Consider the following 19,212-nt stretch of genomic DNA (forward strand, 5'->3'; position numbering starts at 1 on the left):
GCATGAGCGCGCGCATCCTGCCGCCCACGCCCGAGGCCATCGCGCAGGCGGTGGCCCTGCTGCGGGCCGGACAACTGGTGGGCCTGCCCACCGAGACCGTCTATGGCCTGGCCGCGGACGCCTCGGATGCGGCGGCGGTCGCACGCATCTTTTCCGCCAAGGGCCGGCCCAACGACCATCCCGTCATCGTGCATGTCGCGGCGGGCGCCGACCTGTCGTGCTGGGCCGCGCGTATTCCCGATGCCGCCCGCCGGCTGATGGATGCGTTCTGGCCGGGACCGTTGACGCTGATACTCCCGCGCGCCGCCGGCGTGCTGGATGCCGTCACGGGCGGACAGGACACGGTGGGCCTGCGCTGCCCCGCGCATCCGGCCGCGCAGGCCGTGCTGGCCGCCTTCGGCGGCGGGCTGGCGGCGCCGTCGGCCAATCGCTTCGGCCGGGTCAGTCCGACCACCGCGGGACACGTGGCCGACGAGTTCGGCGATGCGGTGCCGCTGGTGTTGGACGGCGGGCCCTGCGAAGTCGGCATCGAATCGACCATCGTCGACGTGTCCACCCAGATTCCCATCCTGCTGCGTCCGGGCCATATCTCGGCGCTGGCCCTGTCCGAGGTGCTGGGCTGCGCCGTGCTGACCCGCGCCCAGATGGACGCGCAGCGTCCGGTGCCGCGCGTATCGGGGTCTTTGTCGGCGCATTACGCGCCGCGCACGCCGCTCAGGCTGGTCGAGTCGGGCCGGCTAGCGGACGAGATCGCCGCGGAGGCGGCGCGTGGCCGCTCGGTGGGTGTCTGGGCCCGGCGCGATCCGGGCGGCGCGGCCTGCTGGCTGGAGGCGCCCGCCGATCCGGAGCGGTACGCGCGGGCGCTTTACGCGGCCTTGCGCGAGCTGGATGGCAAGGGTGTGGACGTCCTGCTGTTCGAACAGCCGCCCGCGGCGCCCGCCTGGACGGCGGTGCGGGACCGCCTGGGACGGGCGGCGGTGGGGTCGGGCGAGGCCTGAGCCGGGCCCGGGTTCCGTCCTGGGCGCAGGCAGTTCTACTGCTTGCGTGCGTAGGCGAACCAGGCCGCCGATTGGCCGCTGTTGGTGGCCATGATCAGCAGCAGCGGCTGCTTGTCCTTTTCCGTCAATCGTACCGCCACGCCCTGCATGCTGGCGCCCGCGTGCTGGCTCAGGCAGTTCGTGGCGTTGCCGAACGAGAAGGTCGTGGTCGCATAGTTCTTGCCCGAGGAGGCCTTGGCCAGCGCGCCGTTGATGTTGCAGGTGTCCGGACGGCCGCTGATCGACGAGCGCGCCGAGAAGTCGCCATTGGACTGCAGCGTGATCGTGACGGCCGAACTGGTGCTGTCACGGCCGGTCCAGGTGCCGGCATAGTTGGCCAGGTCGAAGGCATCGTTGTACTGGCTGCTGAAGCTGGACGTGAAGGTGACGTTCTGGCCCAGGTTGCCGTCGAAGCTGGACGCGCTGGTGACCGTGCCGGTCAGGTTGGCCGTCTCGACCGTGGTGTCGCCGGTGCCGAAGGTCTTGCCCGTGCCGGAGAAGGCCTTGCCGTTCAAGGAACCCGTGCCGCGGGTCATGCGTCGCACCTGGCTGAAGCCCTCGCTCCAGGACATGGCCCACAGTTCGTTGCTGGGCGTGACCAGCATGCTCAGCGACAAGGTGTCGCTGGTGAGGTTGCCGGTCCAGATGCCCTGGGCGTCGCTGTTGCCGCCGCTGCCGCCTCCGCCATCGCCTTCGGCCGAGCCGAAATAGCCGTTGCAGGCCGTCAGGGTCAAGGCGCAGAGCAGGGAGCAGAGGGCGGTGCGACGATGCATGGAAGGCCTGGCGGGTAGGGGGTCAGAGGGTTTTGCGCGGCCGCTGGGGCGTCAGGTCGAAGCCTCCTGCATGGAACACCAGCGGCATGGCGTCGGTGTGATCGCAATGCTCGACTTCGCCGACGAAGATGCAGTGGTCGCCTTCGCGGTACCTGCTGCGGTTATAGCATTCGAACCATGCCGTGCAACCGTCGATCAGCGGGGCGCCGCGGCGGCCAGGCCGCCAGGAGACGTGCGCGAAGCGCTCGGAGGGGGTGCCGCGCGTGGCGAAACGCCGGGCGACATCGATCTGGTCGGCCGCCAGCACGTTCACCGCGTAGTGGCTGGCGGCTTCGAGCACCGGCAGGGACCCGGAGGTGAGCGACAGGCTCCACAGCACCAGGGGCGGGGACAGCGAGACGGAATTGAACGAACTGACCGTCAGGCCGACAGGGCGCCCATCGGCGCCCATGGCGGTGACGACGGTCACGCCGGTGGCGAATCGGCCCAGGGCGGAGCGGAACGCGGTGGAGTCGAAATCCGGAAGGGCTGCAGGCATCCAGGGGGCGGCTGACGCACCCAGGTTGCGGGTTGCGTGGCTGATATTGCTGTAAACCCTCATTCTATCCGGGCGGCGCGGCGCGTGTCGCGATTTCCCTTGCCAGCAGCTCGAGCGTCAGGGGAGCGCTGCCCTCGGCCTTGTTGTTGGCCACGATCCAGGCCGGCTGGCCCGATGCGTGGGCGGCCAGCGCGGCTTCGGCCAGGACCCGCCGCGTCTCGGGGTCTTCGACCTGGATCTTGTCGAAGGGCGAGAAACGCGCCTTGGCGGCTTCGTAGCGCTGTCCGGCCAGCAGGCTCCAGCGGACCACCAGCGGGCCGGGGCCGGTGGCGGCCACGGCCTGCATCTGGCGCGCCGCCGACGGCATCCGCGCGTGGATGGCGACGCAGTAGCGCACGCCGCGCTCGGCCAGCATCTTCATCATGCGGGGCGTGACCGCCTGCGCATCGCGGAACTCCACCGCATAGAAGGGGTGTTCATGGCCTTGCGAGGCGGGCAGCGCAGGCAGCGCGGCCAGGAAGGCCGACAGGCGGGCGACCCAGCCAGCGGGGTCGCCCAGGATCTCGGGCGGCAGCGGCGAAAACTGGAACACCAGCGGGCCCGCCTTCGTGCCCAGGCCTTCCAGGCAGGGGACCACGAAATGATCGGTGGCCAGCACCGGATCCAGGAAACTGGGGTTGGGGCCGGCCGGCGCGCCGCGGTCGTCGCGCAGCACGGCATCGGTCACCAGGTTGGGCGCCTTGACGACGAAGCGAAAGCCCACGGGCACCTGGTTCGCGTAGTGGGCGTACTGCTCGGCGCTCAAGGGCGCGTAGAAGGTGCGGTCCAGGCTGACGCTGTTGAGCAGGGGGTGCGAGGAGTAGGCCGGCAGGCCCTCGCGCGACAGCAGCGATTCGCTGGCTTTGGCGCCGTAGACGATGCCGTTCCAGCCGGCGAAGGCCCACGACGAGGTGCCCAGGTGCAACTGCCCGGGCATCGCGGCGCCCAACTGCCGCAGCGCGTCGGGGTGTTCGGCGGCCGGGATGGCCTTGGTCCGGCTCCTGGCCTTGGCTGGCGGCGGAGCGGGCGCGTCGCCGAAGAACGAGCGCTGCGCGCCGTTCTCGTCGTCCGCCGGCTCGTCCGGGTGGGGCGACGGATCCCGCGGGATCATACGGCGGTCACGGCGCCAGGCGCACGATGCGCCAGCCCCCTTCGGGCAGGGGGCGATAGACCAGGCGGTCGTGCAGGCGGGACGGCCGGCCCTGCCAGAATTCGATGGCGTCCGGTACCACGCGGTATCCGCCCCAGTGGGCGGGGCGGGGGGGATGCTCGCCCAGCTCGGCCCGCAGCCGTGCCTCGCGCTCGCGCAGCACGTCGCGGTCGGGAATCTCGGTGCTCTGGTCCGAGGCCCAGGCGCCGATGCGCGAGCCCAGCGGCCGGCTGTGGAAATAGGCGTCCGATTCCTGGTCCGAGGTTGGTTCCACACGGCCTTCGATGCGGATCTGCCGTTCATGGAGGGGCCAGAAGAACAGCAGGCTGGCATAGGGCTGATGGGCCAGGTCGCGCGCCTTGCGCGACTGGTAGTTGGTGTAGAACACGAAGCCGCGTTCGTCGTAGCCCTTGAGCAGCACCGTGCGGGCGGCCGGGCGGCCGCGTTCGTCCACGGTGGCCAGTGCCATGGCGTTGGGGTCGGGCAACTGGTCGGAGACGGCGCGGCCGAACCAGGCCCCGAACAATGCGAACGGCGAGGCGGGCGCGTCGGCTTCCAGCAGGGCGCCTTGCTGGTAGTTCTGGCGGATGTCGGCGATGGACATGGTCGGCGGAAAGAAAAAGCTCCAGCCCTCACTATACCGGGTTGCCGTCCCCGTCTTCGCGCGGGGCGGCCAGGCGGCGCGCGAGGCGTTCGAGCGCGCGGTCGCGTATCCCGTGGGCGCGCAGCGCCCGCGCGGTGTCGAGCACGTAGTCCACGCAGGCGCCGTAGCGGCCATGTCCCTGGCGGATCGCCGCCAGCAGTTCCGTTTCCTGAAGTCCGCCGGCGTAGCCCGAACCGTGCCGGTCGATCACGAAGGCCAGCGCGTCGATGGCCCCCTGCGCGGTTTCGCAGCGCAGCCAGCGGGGCAGGTACGAACCCATCATCATCTCGCGTTCCCACAGGGCCGCGAAGACGGACCGGACGTCGGCGGCGGCGATACGCAGCGCGAAGCCCCGGCAACTGCCGCCCCGGTTCAGCCCGAACACCAGTCCCGGCGCGGACAGCGTGCCGCGGTTGATGCGTGACCACAGGCACAGCGAACGGTGATAGCCGCGCACGACGGCCTGGCGCCGCTCCTGCAGCGGAAAACCGGCATTCCAGATGAGCGAGCCGTAGGCGTACAGCCAGACGTCGTCGCGCGGGCGCCAGGCGCCCAGGGCCGCGTCGATGGAGGCCTGGCGCTGGGCTTCGCTAAGGAGCAGCGGGCGGTATTCGGGTGGAAACGCCTCGGGGGACACGTCAGCGGGCCTCGCCGCGCCGCGTGGCCACGGACCGCTTCGGCGAGCGGTTGAAGATGCCGCCAGCCAGCAGGCAGGCGGCCACGGTCCAGAAGGGCAGTCCCAGGCCGGCCAGCGCGCTCAGGCTGCCGAAGGCCAGCGGCAGCACGAACTGGCCGCCGTTGATGGTCGCCATGCGCAGGCCCAGCGCTTCGGCGGCGCGGCCGGGCGGCGCATGCGTATGCAGCAGCGCCAGCAGGCTGGGCTGGCCGCTGCCGAGGGCCAGGCCCAGCAGGAAGGCAAGCATGATCAGGATGGAGACGTCGCGGAAAAACGGGTACAGCACGTAGACCGCGCTGGCGGTGAACATGGCGGTGCGCAGCAGGGTCCAGGGCGCCAGGCGCCGCTGTATCCACGGCAGCAGCATGCGGATGACGAAGGTGGCCACGGCGAAGGCCGACAGGATGACGCCTATGGTGGTGGCCGACAAACCGATGGAGGCCCCGAAGATCGGCACCATGAACGAGTTCAGGTCCCAGGCGCCGGACAGCAGGGCGGTGGCGACCAGCACCCGGCGCAGCGTGGGGCTGGCCAGCAGGTCGCTGACCTGTTCGCGCGCGGCGGGCCGGGCGTTGCCGGCCGCGCGGGGCAGCCGGTGCTGTTGCCGCAGCAGCAGCCCCAGCGCGCCCAACTGGCACAGCAGCAGCACGCCGAAGGCCCAGCGCACGCCCAGGTGGTCGATGGACAGCCCGGCCACCAGCGGGCCGCCGAAGCCCGAGATCGACAGCGACAGGGACAGCCGCGAGAAATTGACGATGCGCCGGTCGGGCGAGGCATGGATGCCCATGACGTTCTGCACGGAGATCTGGCACACCATGCAGCCGATGCCGGTCAGGCAACTGGACAGGAACAGCACCTGCGTTTCCGGCACGGCGAAGGGCAGGAGGCTGCCGGTAATCAGCAGGCCCACGCCGATGCGCAGCGGCCGCCGCGCGCCGATGTGGTCCACCCAGCGGCCGGTGTGGACCGACAGCAGCATGGGGACCAGCGCGAACAGCGCCATCAACACGCCCACGGTGAAGCTGGAGGCGCCCTGCGCCAGCGCGCCCAGCGATACGGTCACCCGTCCGCCGGTCAGCGCCATGTGGCTCAGGATCGCCAGCGTACAGAAGACGGCGACACCACGGTCGTCGAGCGGCCTGGCGTGGGGCTCGGGGGCGGGGACGTCATGGCGCGACGTGGGTGCAGGCAAGGTGGGGCGGGAGCGGGAAAATGTCGCCGTGGTCTCGCGGCGGTTTCTTGTGTCGGGGTCCATTCTACCCCCGTGCCCGGGGAAGGGGGCGGCCCGGCGGGCTGCTAACATCGGAGCCGTTCTCGTTCCGGCCGCCGGCAGGCTGTTTCCATGTCTTCTCGTCTTTTCCCCCCGGAGTCTCCGTCATGAGCTGCGACATCGACACCGAGCGCCGCTTCGGCGGGCTGGACCGCCTGTACGGGGCGGGTGCCCTCGATACCCTGCGCGCCGCGCGCGCCACCGTGGTGGGGCTGGGCGGGGTGGGCTCGTGGGCGGCCGAGGCGCTGGCCCGCTGCGGCATCGGCACCCTGACGCTGATCGATCTGGACCATATCGCCGAATCCAACGTCAACCGCCAGGTCCACGCCCTGGACAGCACGCTGGGGCAGGCCAAGGTCGAGGCCATGGCCGATCGCATCCGGGATATCTCCCCGCGGTGCGCGCTGAACCTGGTCGATGATTTCCTCGATCCCGACAATGCCGCGCGGCTGCTGGCGGACGAAGGCAGCGTGGTGCTGGATTGCACCGACCAGGTGTCGGCCAAGATCGCCATGATCCTGCACGTCCGGCGCAGCGGCGCGCCGCTGGTGGTGTGCGGCGGCGCGGGCGGCAAGACGGATCCGCTGGCGCTGCGCGCGGGCGACCTGTCGGAAGCCGTCAACGACCCCCTGCTGGCCAAGATACGCAACCAGCTTCGGCGCCAGCACGGCTATCCCAAGGCAGCGACCGCGGCGGGCAAGCCGGCGCGCCGGGTGCCGAAGATGAAGGTGCGCGCCCTGTGGGTGGACCAGCCGGCCCGGTTGCCGGCGGCCTGGACCCAGGACGTGGACGCGCCGGCCGGCGCGCCGCAGGGTTTGTCCTGCGCGGGCTACGGGTCGGCGGTCACGGTGACCGCCGCCATGGGGCTGGCGGCGGCGCATGAGGTGCTGAGGGTGGTGTTCCCGGCGTAGCGGGAAGCCCTAATCGAGCACCACGTCGAACCAGCCGCGCAGGGCGTTGGACAGCCGCAGTCCCTGCGCGCGGCCGAGGTCGGCACGCGTCACCACGGCTTCCTCGACCTTTTCCTCGTCCAGCAGGGCCGCCCGCTGCACGCCGGGCAGCAGGCCGCAGGACACCGGCGGCGTGAGCCAGCGGCCGTCCAGCAGCAGATAGGCGTTGGTACGGCTGCCTTCGCACAGCTCGTCGCGTTCGTTCAGGTACAACACGTCGAAGTGGTCGGGATGGCCGGCCAGCCAGGCCGCCGCGCCGTCGTACCAGGGCCGCCACGTGGTCTTGTGGCGCAGCAGCGCCGTGCCAGAATCCAGGCGCTCGGCGGCCAGCGCCACCCGGGGGCGGGACGGCAGCGGCGGCAGCACCGAGGTCTCGACCTCGACGGCGCCGTTGTCCGCGACCAGCACGCGCAGGCGGTGCCCGGTGCCTTCGGGCAGCGCGGCCGCAGCCCGGGCGATGGCCCGCTGCACCGCGTCCACCGACCAGTGGTAGGCGAGTTCGGAGCAGGAGGCGCCGAGCCGCTCCAGGTGCCAGGGCAGCAGCGGCATGCGTCCGTCGCTCTCGACCCGGATGGTCTCGATCAATTGCGGCCGCATGTTCAGGACACCTTGGCGGCCGCTTCCTGCGGCGCCATGAATTCGGCCAGCACCCGGCCGGTATGCGAGCGCGTGCGCTGCGCCATGACGTGCTCGGGCGTGCCCTGCACGACCACCAGTCCGCCCTCGTTGCCGCCTTCGGGCCCCATGTCCAGCAGCCAGTCGGCCTCGGCGATGACATCGAGGTTGTGCTCGATCACCACCACCGTGTTGCCGGCGTCCACCAGCCGGTGCAGCACGCGAATCAGCTTCTCCACGTCCGCCATGGACAGGCCCACGGTGGGTTCGTCCAGCACGTACAGCGTGTGCGGTGCCTTGTAGGCGCGGCCGGTGCGCATCGTGCCTTCGTCCAGCCTGGCCTTGGCCAGTTCGGTCACCAGCTTGATGCGCTGGGCCTCGCCGCCCGACAGCGTGGGCGACGGCTGGCCCAGCGTCAGGTAGCCCAGGCCCACGCTCTGCAGCAGTTGCAGCGGATTCAGGATGGACGGATGGGCCGCGAAGTATTCGACGGCGTCGTCGATCTCCATCGCCAGCACTTCGCCCACGCTCTTGCCGCGCAGATGCACGGCCAGGGTCTCGCGGTTGAAGCGCGCGCCGTTGCAGGCGTCGCACGGCACCTTGACGTCCGGCAGGAAGTTCATCTCGATGGTGCGCATGCCCTGGCCTTCGCAGATCGGGCAGCGGCCCTCGCCGGTGTTGAAGCTGAAGCGGCCGGCGGCCCAGCCGCGCATGCGCGCCTCCATCGTATCGGCGAACTGTTTGCGGATGGTGTCCCAGAAACCGACGTAGGTGGCGGGGCAGGACCGCGGCGTCTTGCCGATCGGGGTCTGGTCGACCTCCAGCACGCGGTCGATGCCCTTCCAGCCGTCGATGCCGGCGCAGCCGGTCCAGCCGTTCTGTTCCGTCGCGTCCTTGCCCACGCGGCGCTGCAGGTTGTCCAGCAGCACGTCGCGCGCCAGCGTCGACTTGCCCGAGCCCGACACGCCGGTCACGACGGTCAGCCGTCCGACGGGGAAGCTGGCGTCGACGTCGCGCAGGTTGTGCAGGCGCGCCTTGCGCACCGTGATGCGCGGTGTCTCGCCGTCGACCGCGCGGCGGGGCTGCAAGGGATGCTGCAGCGGGTGGGCCAGGTATCTGCCCGTCAGCGAGGCGGGGTTGGCGATGATGTCCTGCACGCTTCCCTGGGCGACGACGGTGCCGCCCCGCACGCCGGCGCCCGGGCCGATGTCGATCACGTGGGCGGCCCGCCGGATGGTGTCCTCGTCATGCTCGACCACCACCAGCGTGTTGCCCTTGCCTTCCAGCCGCGACAGGGCGTTCAGCAGAATGCGGTTGTCGCGCGGGTGCAGGCCGATGGTCGGTTCGTCCAGCACATAGCACACACCCTGCAGGTTGGAGCCCAGTTGCGCGGCCAGGCGGATGCGCTGGGCTTCGCCGCCCGACAGCGTGGGCGCGGCGCGGTCCAGCGCCAGGTAGCCCAGTCCGACTTCCTCCAGGAATTCCAGCCGGCTGCGCAGCTCGGCCAGGATGTCCCGCGCGATGTCGGCCTCGCGGCCGTGGGTTTCCAGGTCGCGGAAGAAAGTGCCGGCATCGCGCACCGCCAGCGACGACAATTGCGCGATGGAGCGGTCGCGCCAGCGTACCGCCAGCGCATTGCGGTTCAGGCGCTGTCCGTGGCATTCGCCGCAGGGCTGGGCCTCGCCTTCGTACCAGGCATTCCAGGCGGTTTCCTCGCCGGTCTGCTCGGCGTCGAAGCCTTGCAGCTTGAGGCCCGTGCCGAAGCACGACGTGCACCAGCCGTGCTTGGAGTTGTACGAGAACATGCGCGGATCGGGCTCGGGGAAGCTCAGGCCGCACGAAGGGCAAGCGCGCTTGACCGAGAACACACGCTGTTCCAGGTCGGGCGCCGGCGCCTCGGCGCCGCTGGCCATGGCCACGCGCAGCTTTTGCAGCGGCCAGGCCACGCTCATCACGCCGTGGCCGTGTTCCAGCGCCTCGTGCACGGCGGCCCGCAGCGCGGCTTCGTTCGCCGGATCGACGATGAGGTCGGCCACCGGCAGGTCGATGTCATGCTCCTTGAAGCGGTCCAGCCGGGGCCACTTGGCCGTGGGGATGAACGCGCCGTCCACGCGCAGGTGGGTATAGCCCTTGTTCGATGCCCACTTGGCCAGGTCGGTGTAGTAGCCCTTGCGCGCGCTGACCAGCGGCGCCAGCACGCCGATGTGCTGGCCCTTGAGCTCGCGCATGATGCGGCTGACGATCAGGTCGAAGGTCTGGGGTTCGACCGGGATGTCGCAGTTGGGGCAGTACTGGGTCCCCAGCTTCATGTACAGCAGGCGCAAGAAGTGGTGGGTCTCGGTCATCGTGGCCACGGTCGACTTGCGGCCGCCGCGGCTGGTGCGCTGCTCGATCGCCACGGTGGGCGGGATGCCGAAGATGGCATCCACGTCCGGCTTGCCCGCGGGCTGGACGATGGAGCGCGCGTAGGCATTCAGCGATTCCAGGTAGCGGCGCTGTCCCTCGTTGAACAGGATGTCGAAGGCCAGCGTCGACTTGCCCGATCCCGATACGCCGGTGATGACCGTGAAGGTGTTGCGCGGGATCTCGACGTCGATATTCTTCAGGTTGTGCTCGCGCGCGTTCTTGATCTCGATCGCGCGCGCGGCGTGGCGGCGCCGGGACAGCAGGTTCTGCAGCGGCACGCCCTCGGGCTCGTCGTTGCGCGCGACCACATAAGGTTCGAAGCGCTCGGCCACGGCGATAGGCCGGGTGGCGGCCGCGGCCTGGGCGTCGGCCAGGCTGCCGATCTCGGCCTCGTATTCCCGCAGCGCGCGGCCGGTGTGCGAGGCCGGGTGGTCCATGATGGCCTGCGGCGTGCCGGTGGCCAGGACTTCCCCGCCGGCGTCGCCGCCTTCCGGACCCAGGTCGATCAGCCAGTCCGAGGCCCGGATCACGTCCAGGTTGTGCTCGATCACGACCAGCGTATGGCCGGCCGCCAGCAGCTTGCGGAAGGCGCCCATCAGGCGCGAGATGTCGTCGAAGTGCAGGCCGGTGGTGGGCTCGTCGAACAGGAACAGGCTGCCCTTCTTCGACAGCTTGGCGCCGATGGTGGAGATGCCCGAGCGCGCCGCCTCGGCCAGGTGGCCGGCCAGCTTCAGGCGCTGCGCCTCGCCGCCCGACAGGGTCGGCACGGGCTGGCCCAGGCGCACGTATTCCAGGCCCACGTCGGCCAGCGGCGCCAGGCCGTACTGGATGTCGCGTTCGCCTTCGAAGAAGTCCAGGGCTTCGGTCACCGTCATTTCCAGCACGTCGGAGATCGAGGCCGCCCGGCCCTTGCGCTCGATGGTGACTTCGCGGATCTCGGGACGGAAGCGGGTGCCGTCGCAGTCGGGGCAGCGCAGGTAGACGTCGGACAGGAACTGCATCTCGACATGCTCGAAGCCGGTGCCGCCGCAGGTCGGGCAGCGGCCGTCGCCGGCGTTGAAGCTGAACATGCCGGGGGTGTAGTCGCGTTCCTTGGACAGCCGCGCCTGGGCGAACAGCTTGCGCACGCCGTCGAACGCGCCCACGTAGCTGGCCGGGTTGGAGCGGGCCGTCTTGCCGATGGGAGACTGGTCGACCATGACCACCTCGGTGATCCAGTCGTCGCCCAGGAGGCGGTCGTGCGCGCCGGCGGCCTCGGTGGGCTTGCCCTTGAGCTTGAGCAGCGCGGGGTAGAGCACGTCCTGGATCAGCGTCGACTTCCCCGAACCCGACACGCCGGTCACGCACACCAGGCGCCCCAGCGGGAACTCCACCGTCACGTTCTTCAGGTTGTGCTCGCGGGCCCCCTCGACGATCAGCCGGGGCGTATTGGCGTTGACCGGCATGGGGCGGGGCGCCGCCACGTGGCGGCGGCCCGACAGGTAGTCGCCGGTCAGCGTGTCTGCCTTCCGCAACTGTGCCGGCGAACCATTGAAGACGATGTGGCCGCCGCGCTCGCCAGGCCCCGGGCCGATGTCGATGACGCGGTCGGCCGCCAGCATGACCTGGGGATCGTGTTCCACCACCACCAGGGAGTTGCCCGCGTCGCGCAACCGGTGCATGACCTCGACGATGCGGTTCATGTCGCGCGGATGCAGGCCGATGGACGGCTCGTCCAGCACGAACAAGGTATTGACCAGGGATGTCCCGAGGGCGGTGGTCAGGTTGATCCGCTGTACCTCGCCGCCTGACAGGGTGCGGCTCTGGCGGTCCAGCGTCAGGTAGCCCAGGCCCACGTCGCACAGGAATTTCAGCCGCGCGCGCACTTCCTGCAACAGCAGCTCGGTGGCGGCATCCATCACGCCCTCGAAGTGCAGGGCGTCGCAGAAGGCGCGCACGCGCTCGATGGGGAGCAGCATCAGGTCGTGGATGGACAGGCCGGGCAGGGCCGTCAGCGTGGCGTTGCTCCAGGACACGTTCACCGGCCGGAAGCGGGCGTAGCGGCCGTCGGCCTCGGGCAGCACCTGGTCGGCCTCGGCCTTGGTGCCCACCCGCCACAGCAGCGAGTCGGGCTTGAGGCGGGCGCCGTTGCAGGCCGTGCACGGGGTGTACGCGCGATACTTGGACAGCAGCACGCGGATGTGCATCTTGTAGGCCTTGGTCTCCAGCCAGTCGAAGAAGCGCTTCACGCCATACCACTGGTGTTTCCAGGCGTCGTTGCCGCCCTTCCAGTCGGGCGTGCCCTGCAGCACCCACTCGCGCTGGGCGTCGGTCAGCTTGCGCCACGGCACGTCCAGCGGGATGCCCGCGCGGGCCGCGTACTTCACCAGTTCGTCCTGGCATTCCTTGTAGCTGGCCGTCTGCCAGGGGCGGATGGCGCCTCCGCGCAGGGTCTTGCTCTCGTCGGGGATGATCAGGCCGTAGTCCACGCCTATCACCCGGCCGAAGCCGCGGCAGGCCTCGCAGGCGCCCAGTGGCGAGTTGAACGAGAACGAACTGGGCGTGGGGGTGGAATAGGCGATGTCGCAGTCGGCGCAATGGATTTCGTCGCTGAACTTCCACAGCGCGGTTTCCTTGCCTTCATCGTCGACCACGCGCACGTCCACCCTGCCGGCCCCCAGCCGCAGCCCGGCGTCCAGCGCTTCCATCACGCGCGCCCGCTCGGCGTTGCCGAAGCGGAACCGGTCCTGCACCACGTCCAGCAACTGCACGGCGTTCTTGCCGGTGCCGACCTTGCGCTTGGCGTGTACCCGCGTGTAGCCCTGGCGTTCCAGGAAGCCGCGGATCTCGTCCTCGTTGTAGTTGGCGGGCACCTGGACCGGGAAGGTCACGACCAGGCGCGGGTCGCCGGCCTCGGCCGAGCGGCGCGCCAGCGACGCGTGGATGGAGTCGGCCGTGTCCTTCTGCACGGGCCGCGCGCACTGGCGGCAGAACAGCCGGCCGGCCCGCGCGTACAGCAGCTTCAGGTGGTCGTTCAGCTCGGTCATGGTGCCGACCGTGCTGCGCGAGGTGCGCACCGGGTTGGTCTGGTCGATCGCGATGGCGGGCGGGATGCCCTCGATGCGGTCGACCTGGGGCTTGTCCATGCGATCCAGGAACTGGCGCGCGTACGGCGAGAAGGTCTCGACGTAGCGGCGCTGGCCTTCGGCGTACAGGGTGTCGAAGACCAGCGAACTCTTGCCCGAGCCGGACACGCCGGTCACCACCACGAGTTCGTTGGTGGGGATGGTCAGGCTCAGGTTCTTGAGATTGTTCTGGCGCGCGCCGACCACCCGGATCTCGGGTTCGGCGGCGGTTTCCTGGGGAGAATCGGGAGAGGAGGGGGCGGAGGACATCGTTCGGTTCACGTGCCGGAAGAAGGCCGGCGATTCTTCAATCGTAGCCGTTTAGCGGGTGCTGCGAAAATCGCAACGTTTGACAAGATTGGGTAACAGGAAGGTACGGCGATAACCGGGCGGCCGGGTTACGATATGACCTATGAGCAAGCGCAAATCCTCTCCGTTGGATCTGTTGGGAGCCGAGGCGGGCATGTATATCCCGCCGCCTACGCTCGGCGACGTCCCGCCTCCGCCGCGCAGCCTGCGCGTGGCGGTGCTGGTTGCGATCGCGCTTGCCCTGACGGCCGGCACCGTCGCCGTCCATACGATTCCCGAGGTCGGCCATACCTGGCGGGTCGTTTCGCACCAGACCGAAAAAGCCCTGGGGCGGGTGCTGGGCAAGGCCGAACAGAAAACAACGGAAGTCGTCGGCGGTGTCGCCGGAGGCGCTGCCCAGCATTGACCGGCTTGACGGCAGCGCCGGAATATCCGCTAGAATAGCGGGTTAGCCGGATTCAATGACTGGAGATCGACATGGCGGAAAAGAAACGTACGCGCCGCAATACGCTTGAGCGCCGTTGCCTGGGCAAGGCCTTCAAGCGTCTTTTTGTTGGGGCGCCCAAGGGCATTTTCAAGATGCTCGAGAAGGTCAAGAAGGCCTGACGGGGCGTCGCCCCCTACGCGCTTGCGCGTGCGGGCGGCACTGGTGGACCGGCGGAGCCGGATCTACCGGGTCCTGGACCTGGAAAGCCTCCACTCGCGTGGGGGCTTTTTTTTGGCCCCCGCCGCCCCTTGGCGTGGGGCAGCGGGCGGGCGCGGCCAATCAACGGTGCACGGCCAGCAGCGTTTCGCCGTCCTCCAGCTCGGCTTCGATCTGCCGGGCGCCGGCGGTGCTCAAGGCCCGGTCCAGGCGGTCCTGGTCCAGCTCGCCTTCCCAGCGGGCCACGACGACGCTGGCCACCGCGTTGCCCACCAGATTGGTCAGCGCGCGGCATTCGGACATGAAGCGGTCGATGCCCAGGATCAGCGCCATGCCGGCCACCGGGACCGAGGGCACGACCGACAGCGTCGCGGCCAGGGTGATGAAGCCGGCGCCGGTGATGCCGGCGGCGCCCTTGGAACTGAGCATCGCGACGAGCAGCAGCAGGATCTGGTCCGCCAGCGACAGATGGATGTCCGTCGCCTGGGCGATGAACAGGGCCGCCAGCGTCATGTAGATGTTGGTGCCGTCCAGGTTGAAGGAGTAGCCGGTGGGGATGACCAGGCCGACCACGGGCTTGGAGCAGCCGGCGCGTTCCATCTTCTCCATGAGCGTGGGCAGCGCCGCCTCGGACGAACTCGTGCCCAGCACGAGCAGCAGTTCCTCGCGGATGTAGCGGATCAGTTTCAGGATGGAGAAGCCGTTGTAGCGGGCCACCGCGCCCAGGACGACGAGCACGAACAGCAGCGAGGTCAGGTAGAAGGTGCCGACCAGCAGCGCCAGGTTGGCGATGGAGCCGATGCCGTACTTGCCGATGGTGAACGCCATGGCGCCGAAGGCCCCGATGGGCGCGGCCTTCATCAGGATGGCGACCAGCCTGAAGAACGCCGACGAAATCGATTGCAGGAAATCCAGGACCGGCGCGCCCTTGTCGCCCACGGCGCCCAGCGAGATGCCGAACAGGACGGAGAAGAACAGCACCTGGAGGATGTCGCCGCTGGCGAAGGCGCTGACCACCGTGTCCGGGATGATGTTCATCAGGAAACCGGTCAAGGTCTGGTCATGGGCCTTGGCCGAGTACGAGGCCACCGCCTTGGCGTCCAGCGAAGCCGGGTCGATGTGCAGGCCCGTGCCCGGATGCACGACGTTGGCCACGATCATGCCGATGATGAGGGCCAGCGTGGAAAAGGTCAGGAAATAGATCATGGCCTTGCCCACGACGCGGCCCACTTTCTGCAGGTCGCGCATGCCGGCGATGCCGGTCGTGACTGTCAGGAAGATGACCGGCGCGATGATCATCTTGACCAGCTTGATGAAGGCATCGCCCAGGGGTTTCATCGATTCCCCGATCTGGGGATAGAAGTGGCCGAGCAGGATGCCCACCGTGATGGCGAACAGCACCTGCACATACAGGATCTGATAGAACTTTTTCTTGCGCACGGGCGCCTGCGCCGTGCCGGGTATGTCGATCATCGGGATGTCCCTTCCAGTGGCCGGTTGCCCGCCGCGTCTTGGCGGGGGCGAGGCCTCGTTTTCAACGGTTGCGAAGCCCCGGGGGAGCTTCGTTGGCGGTCTCTATGCAATCGGCATGCCCGCTTGCCGTATCGGTAGGGAATTCGTAAGTTTTTGATTTATTGAAGAAATTCATGTCGGGAGGTGGGGGTGGCCGGGTTGTTTGTGCGGTTTTTCGCCCGCCATGAAAATTGATGTGCGAAAATTCGCACATCAATCTGCTATCCATGGTCATGCCCCCACTTTTTCCGTCGGCCCAGGACGTCCGCCCGCCACCGCCGTCCTTCCGGGTGCCCGGCCACGGCCGGGCCTGGGCCTGTTTCGTCCTCATCGGGGCGGCGGTGCTGGCGGCGGCGCTATGGGCGGCGGGGGGCATCGCCCGCGAGCAGGCCTATGCCGAGGCCATGGCGGCCGCGCGCAACGCGGCGGCGCTCAAGGTCGCGCTGCTGACCGCGGAGCTCGACAAGCAACGCTCGCTGCCATTCGTGCTGGCGCAGGATTCCGAGGTCAGGACCGCGCTGGCCACCGGCGACCCGGGGCGCTATGGCGCGCTGAATCTCAAGTTCGAGGCGTTGAGCCGGGATACGGGCGCCGCGGTCATCTACCTGCTCGATCCGCGCGGCGTGGGCGTGGCCGCCAGCAATTGGAACCAGCCCACCAGTTTCGTGGGCTCGGACTACGCGTTCAGGCCCTACTTCCAGGGCGCGGCGCACGCCGGCCAGGCAGAGTATTTCGCGCTCGGCAACGTCAGCAACCATCCCGGCCTGTACCTGAGCCGGCAACTGGAGCAGGGCGGCCGGACGCTGGGTGTCGTGGTGGTGAAAGTGGAGTTCGACGGCGTCGAGGCGGGGTGGCGGCGTTTTCCGGACCCCGTGTTCGTGACCGACGAGCATGGCGTCGTGCTGCTGTCGTCGCAGGACGAGTGGCGGTTCCTGGTCTACGGCGCGCTGCCGGCGGCGGGGCGGGACGCGCTGCGGGCCAGCCTGCAGTTCGGCGGCGCGCCGCTGTCGCCCCTGCCGGTGCAGGAGGCCCCGGCGCGCGAGGGGCAGGTGGCGGCGAGCCTGCCGGGACAGGCCGCCCAGTGGTACGTGCATGTGCAGGAACCAGTGCCGGGCACGCCGTGGCAGTTCCATCTGCTGGGCGCCACGCGCGAAGCCATGGCGCGCGCGGCGGCGTCGGCCCGGGTGGCCGCGGCGTTGTTCGTGCTGTGCGCCCTGTTCTTGGCGGGGGTCTGGCTGCATCGCCGGCATCGTGCCCAGGATGTCGTGCTGGCGCAGGCGGCGGCGCGGCAGGAACTGGAGTCGCGCGTGGCGGCGCGCACGGGCGAACTGCGCGCCGCCAACGACCAGTTGCGGGCCGAGATGGAAGATCGGCGCCGCGCCGAAACCGAACTGCACAAACTGCAGGAGGAGCTCGTGCAGGCGAACAAGCTCGCTTTCCTGGGCCAGATCACCGCGGGCGTGGCACACGAGATCAACCAGCCGGTCGCGGCGATCCGCAGCTACGCTGATAATTCGGCCGCCTACCTGGACCGCGGCAATGTCGAGCGGGTCCGCGGCAACATGGCGTCGATCGCCGCCCTGACGCAGCGCATAGGCGTCATCACCAATGAGTTGCGGACCTTCTCGCGCAAGACCTCGGGCGCCTCCCCCGGCCCCGTCCCGGTGGACGCCGTCGTCGACGGTGCGTTGACGCTGGTCGGCGCCCAGATGCGCCGGCACGGCATCGAACTCGAACGCCTCGGCATCGGCGACGGCCTGGCGGTGCGCGCCGAACGCGTGCGGCTGGAGCAGGTCCTGGTCAACCTCTTGCAGAATGCCATCGAGGCGCTGGAACAGACGCCCGGCCCGCGGATATGGATACGCGCCGCGCACGAGGCGGACCTGGTCGCCATCGAGGTCGGCGACAACGGCCCGGGCTTGCCCGACAGCGTCATGGCGGCCCTCTACACCCCCTTTGTCACCACCAAGCCGCGCGGCCTGGGGCTGGGCCTGGTCATCAGCCGCGACATCGTCGCCGACTTCGGCGGCACGTTGTCCGTGCAGACCGCGCCGGGCCGCGGCACGTGTTTCACCATTCGTCTTCCCGAGGTCGCTTCGTGATGGCTGCTTTCCCCATGGACCCCGCGCTGCCGGGCACCGAGCCGGTCGATCGCGTGCTGTTCGTCGACGACGATCCCGCCATGCGGGAGTCCAACCTGCAGACACTGGAGCTGGCCGGTTTCCGCGTCGAGGCCGCCGCTTCGGCCGCCGAGGCCCTGGACCGGATTCCGGCCGATTTCGCGGGCGTCGTCGTCACGGACGTGCGCATGCCGGTGGTCGACGGCCTGGAGCTGTTCCGGCGACTGCGCGAGCGCGATCCGGACCTGCCCGTCATCCTGATCACGGGCCACGGCGACGTCGAGATGGCGGTGGCCGCCATGCACGAGGGCGCCTACGATTTCCTGGCCAAGCCCTATCCGGCCGAGCGGCTTGCGACCGCCGCCCGCAACGCGTTGGACAAGCGGCGCCTGGTGCTCGACAACCGCCGGCTGAAGCGGCTGGCGCGCGACGCGGGCGAAAGCCTGCCGCTGATCGGCGAGACACCGGTCATGCAGCGTCTGCGCAAGACCCTGGGCCATCTGGCCAGCGCCGACGTCGACGTCCTGGTGCTGGGAGAAACCGGGGCGGGCAAAGAAGTGGTGGCCCAGGCCCTGCATGCCTGGGGCGAACGCCGTGCGCGGCCTTTCGTCGGGCTCAATTGCGGTGCCTTGCCGGATACGGTCATCGAGAGCGAACTGTTCGGCCACGAAGCGGGGGCATTCACCGGGGCCCAGCGCCGCCGCGTCGGGCGCATCGAGCATTCCAGCGGCGGGACGCTGTTCCTGGACGAGATCGAAAGCATGCCGCTGTCGGCCCAGATCAAGCTGCTGCGGGTGTTGGAGACGCGGGAGGTTTCACCGCTGGGTACCAATGACATCCGGCCGGTGGACCTGCGGGTGGTGGCGGCCACCAAGACCGACCTGAGCGACCCGGCCCAGCGGGGCTCGTTCCGCGCCGATCTGTTCCATCGCCTGAACGTGGTCACCGTCCGTATCCCGCCCTTGCGAGAGCGCCGCGACGACATCCCGCTGCTGTTTTCCTATTTCGTGTCGCGCGCGGCGGCCCGCTTCAAGATCGACCCGCCCGGCATCACGCCGGCGGTGCGCCAGCACCTGTGGTCCCATGCGTGGCCCGGCAATGTCCGGGAATTGATGCACTACGCCGAACGGGTGGTGCTGGGCGTGGAGGAGGCGGCGCCCCAGGCACCGGAGACCGAAGCGTCGCTGCCGCAGCGCCTGGAGCGCTACGAGGCCGACCTGATCCGCGAAGCGCTGGCCCGCCACCGGGGCGACATCAAGGCCACCCTGCAAACCCTGGGCATCCCGCGCAAGACGTTCTACGACAAGCTGCAACGCCACGGCATAGACCGCAGTGAGTATCTGATCCCCCCTACGCGCTGACGCGCGCCCCCCGGGGGGCGATGCGGGTGGACCGGCGGAGCCGGATCCACCGCATCCTGGGTCCTG

The 19,212-nt window shown here is 69.5% G+C and carries 15 protein-coding genes; 6 read left to right on the forward strand and 9 right to left on the reverse strand.

Going from position 1 to position 19,212, the window contains the following annotated elements; translation table 11 throughout:
• Positions 1-2: 2 nt before the first annotated feature.
• Positions 3-998, forward strand: coding sequence for an L-threonylcarbamoyladenylate synthase (locus tag AC1Q6E_RS23120; protein WP_492573581.1), 996 nt, complete (start codon positions 3-5; stop codon positions 996-998).
• Between the two features lie 35 nt (positions 999-1,033).
• Here AC1Q6E_RS23120 and AC1Q6E_RS23125 read toward each other — a convergent pair whose 3' ends face one another.
• From AC1Q6E_RS23125 to AC1Q6E_RS23150, 6 genes are all read right to left on the reverse strand, one after another.
• Positions 1,034-1,810, reverse strand: coding sequence for a hypothetical protein (locus tag AC1Q6E_RS23125; protein WP_152794226.1), 777 nt, complete (start codon positions 1,808-1,810; stop codon positions 1,034-1,036).
• A 22-nt stretch (positions 1,811-1,832) separates the two neighbouring features.
• Entirely contained in the window at positions 1,833-2,348 is a 516-nt protein-coding gene (locus tag AC1Q6E_RS23130) for a flavin reductase family protein (RefSeq protein WP_152794224.1), read from the reverse strand.
• A gap of 64 nt (positions 2,349-2,412) precedes the next feature.
• Positions 2,413-3,498, reverse strand: a complete 1,086-nt coding sequence (locus AC1Q6E_RS23135; protein WP_152794222.1) for a DUF72 domain-containing protein — start codon at positions 3,496-3,498, stop codon at positions 2,413-2,415.
• Positions 3,499-3,505: 7 nt separating this feature from the next.
• Entirely contained in the window at positions 3,506-4,141 is a 636-nt protein-coding gene (gene pdxH, locus AC1Q6E_RS23140; protein WP_152794220.1) for a pyridoxamine 5'-phosphate oxidase, read from the reverse strand.
• A 31-nt stretch (positions 4,142-4,172) separates the two neighbouring features.
• Positions 4,173-4,817 carry a gamma-glutamylcyclotransferase gene (locus tag AC1Q6E_RS23145; RefSeq protein WP_492573582.1) on the reverse strand — a complete coding sequence of 215 codons (645 nt, stop codon included), beginning with the start codon at positions 4,815-4,817 and terminating at the stop codon, positions 4,173-4,175.
• A gap of 1 nt (position 4,818) precedes the next feature.
• Positions 4,819-6,048: an MFS transporter gene (locus tag AC1Q6E_RS23150; protein WP_296556152.1), complete on the reverse strand. Its 1,230-nt coding sequence runs from the start codon at positions 6,046-6,048 to the stop codon at positions 4,819-4,821.
• Between the two features lie 185 nt (positions 6,049-6,233).
• On the opposite strand from AC1Q6E_RS23150, the gene AC1Q6E_RS23155 reads away from it, so the two are divergent.
• On the forward strand, positions 6,234-7,037 hold the full coding sequence (locus AC1Q6E_RS23155) for a tRNA threonylcarbamoyladenosine dehydratase (protein ID WP_152798687.1): 804 nt from the start codon (positions 6,234-6,236) through the stop codon (positions 7,035-7,037).
• Between the two features lie 9 nt (positions 7,038-7,046).
• On the opposite strand, the gene AC1Q6E_RS23160 is transcribed toward AC1Q6E_RS23155, so the two are convergent.
• Positions 7,047-7,673: an aminotransferase class IV gene (locus tag AC1Q6E_RS23160; RefSeq protein ID WP_152798685.1), complete on the reverse strand. Its 627-nt coding sequence runs from the start codon at positions 7,671-7,673 to the stop codon at positions 7,047-7,049.
• 2 nt (positions 7,674-7,675) lie between these two features.
• Positions 7,676-13,471 (reverse strand): excinuclease ABC subunit UvrA, encoded by a 5,796-nt coding sequence (gene uvrA / locus AC1Q6E_RS23165; protein WP_152798683.1) that lies wholly within the window; start codon positions 13,469-13,471, stop codon positions 7,676-7,678.
• A gap of 142 nt (positions 13,472-13,613) precedes the next feature.
• On the opposite strand from uvrA, the gene AC1Q6E_RS23170 reads away from it, so the two are divergent.
• On the forward strand, positions 13,614-13,916 hold the full coding sequence (locus AC1Q6E_RS23170; protein ID WP_152798681.1) for a hypothetical protein: 303 nt from the start codon (positions 13,614-13,616) through the stop codon (positions 13,914-13,916).
• A gap of 71 nt (positions 13,917-13,987) precedes the next feature.
• On the forward strand, positions 13,988-14,116 hold the full coding sequence (locus AC1Q6E_RS23175) for a hypothetical protein (protein WP_296555939.1): 129 nt from the start codon (positions 13,988-13,990) through the stop codon (positions 14,114-14,116).
• Between the two features lie 160 nt (positions 14,117-14,276).
• Here AC1Q6E_RS23175 and AC1Q6E_RS23180 read toward each other — a convergent pair whose 3' ends face one another.
• The gene (locus AC1Q6E_RS23180) at positions 14,277-15,626 is read right to left on the reverse strand and encodes a dicarboxylate/amino acid:cation symporter (RefSeq protein WP_492573583.1); all 1,350 of its coding nucleotides are present in this window, start codon (positions 15,624-15,626) and stop codon (positions 14,277-14,279) included.
• Between the two features lie 233 nt (positions 15,627-15,859).
• On the opposite strand from AC1Q6E_RS23180, the gene AC1Q6E_RS23185 reads away from it, so the two are divergent.
• Positions 15,860-17,767: an ATP-binding protein gene (locus tag AC1Q6E_RS23185; protein ID WP_492573584.1), complete on the forward strand. Its 1,908-nt coding sequence runs from the start codon at positions 15,860-15,862 to the stop codon at positions 17,765-17,767.
• Positions 17,767-19,146, forward strand: a complete 1,380-nt coding sequence (locus AC1Q6E_RS23190) for a sigma-54-dependent transcriptional regulator (RefSeq protein WP_492573585.1) — start codon at positions 17,767-17,769, stop codon at positions 19,144-19,146. Before AC1Q6E_RS23185 ends, AC1Q6E_RS23190 begins: the two co-directional genes overlap by 1 nt.
• Positions 19,147-19,212 lie beyond the last annotated feature (66 nt).

It is taken from the genome of Pigmentiphaga sp. MLSB6-MA01 (assembly GCF_058793475.1).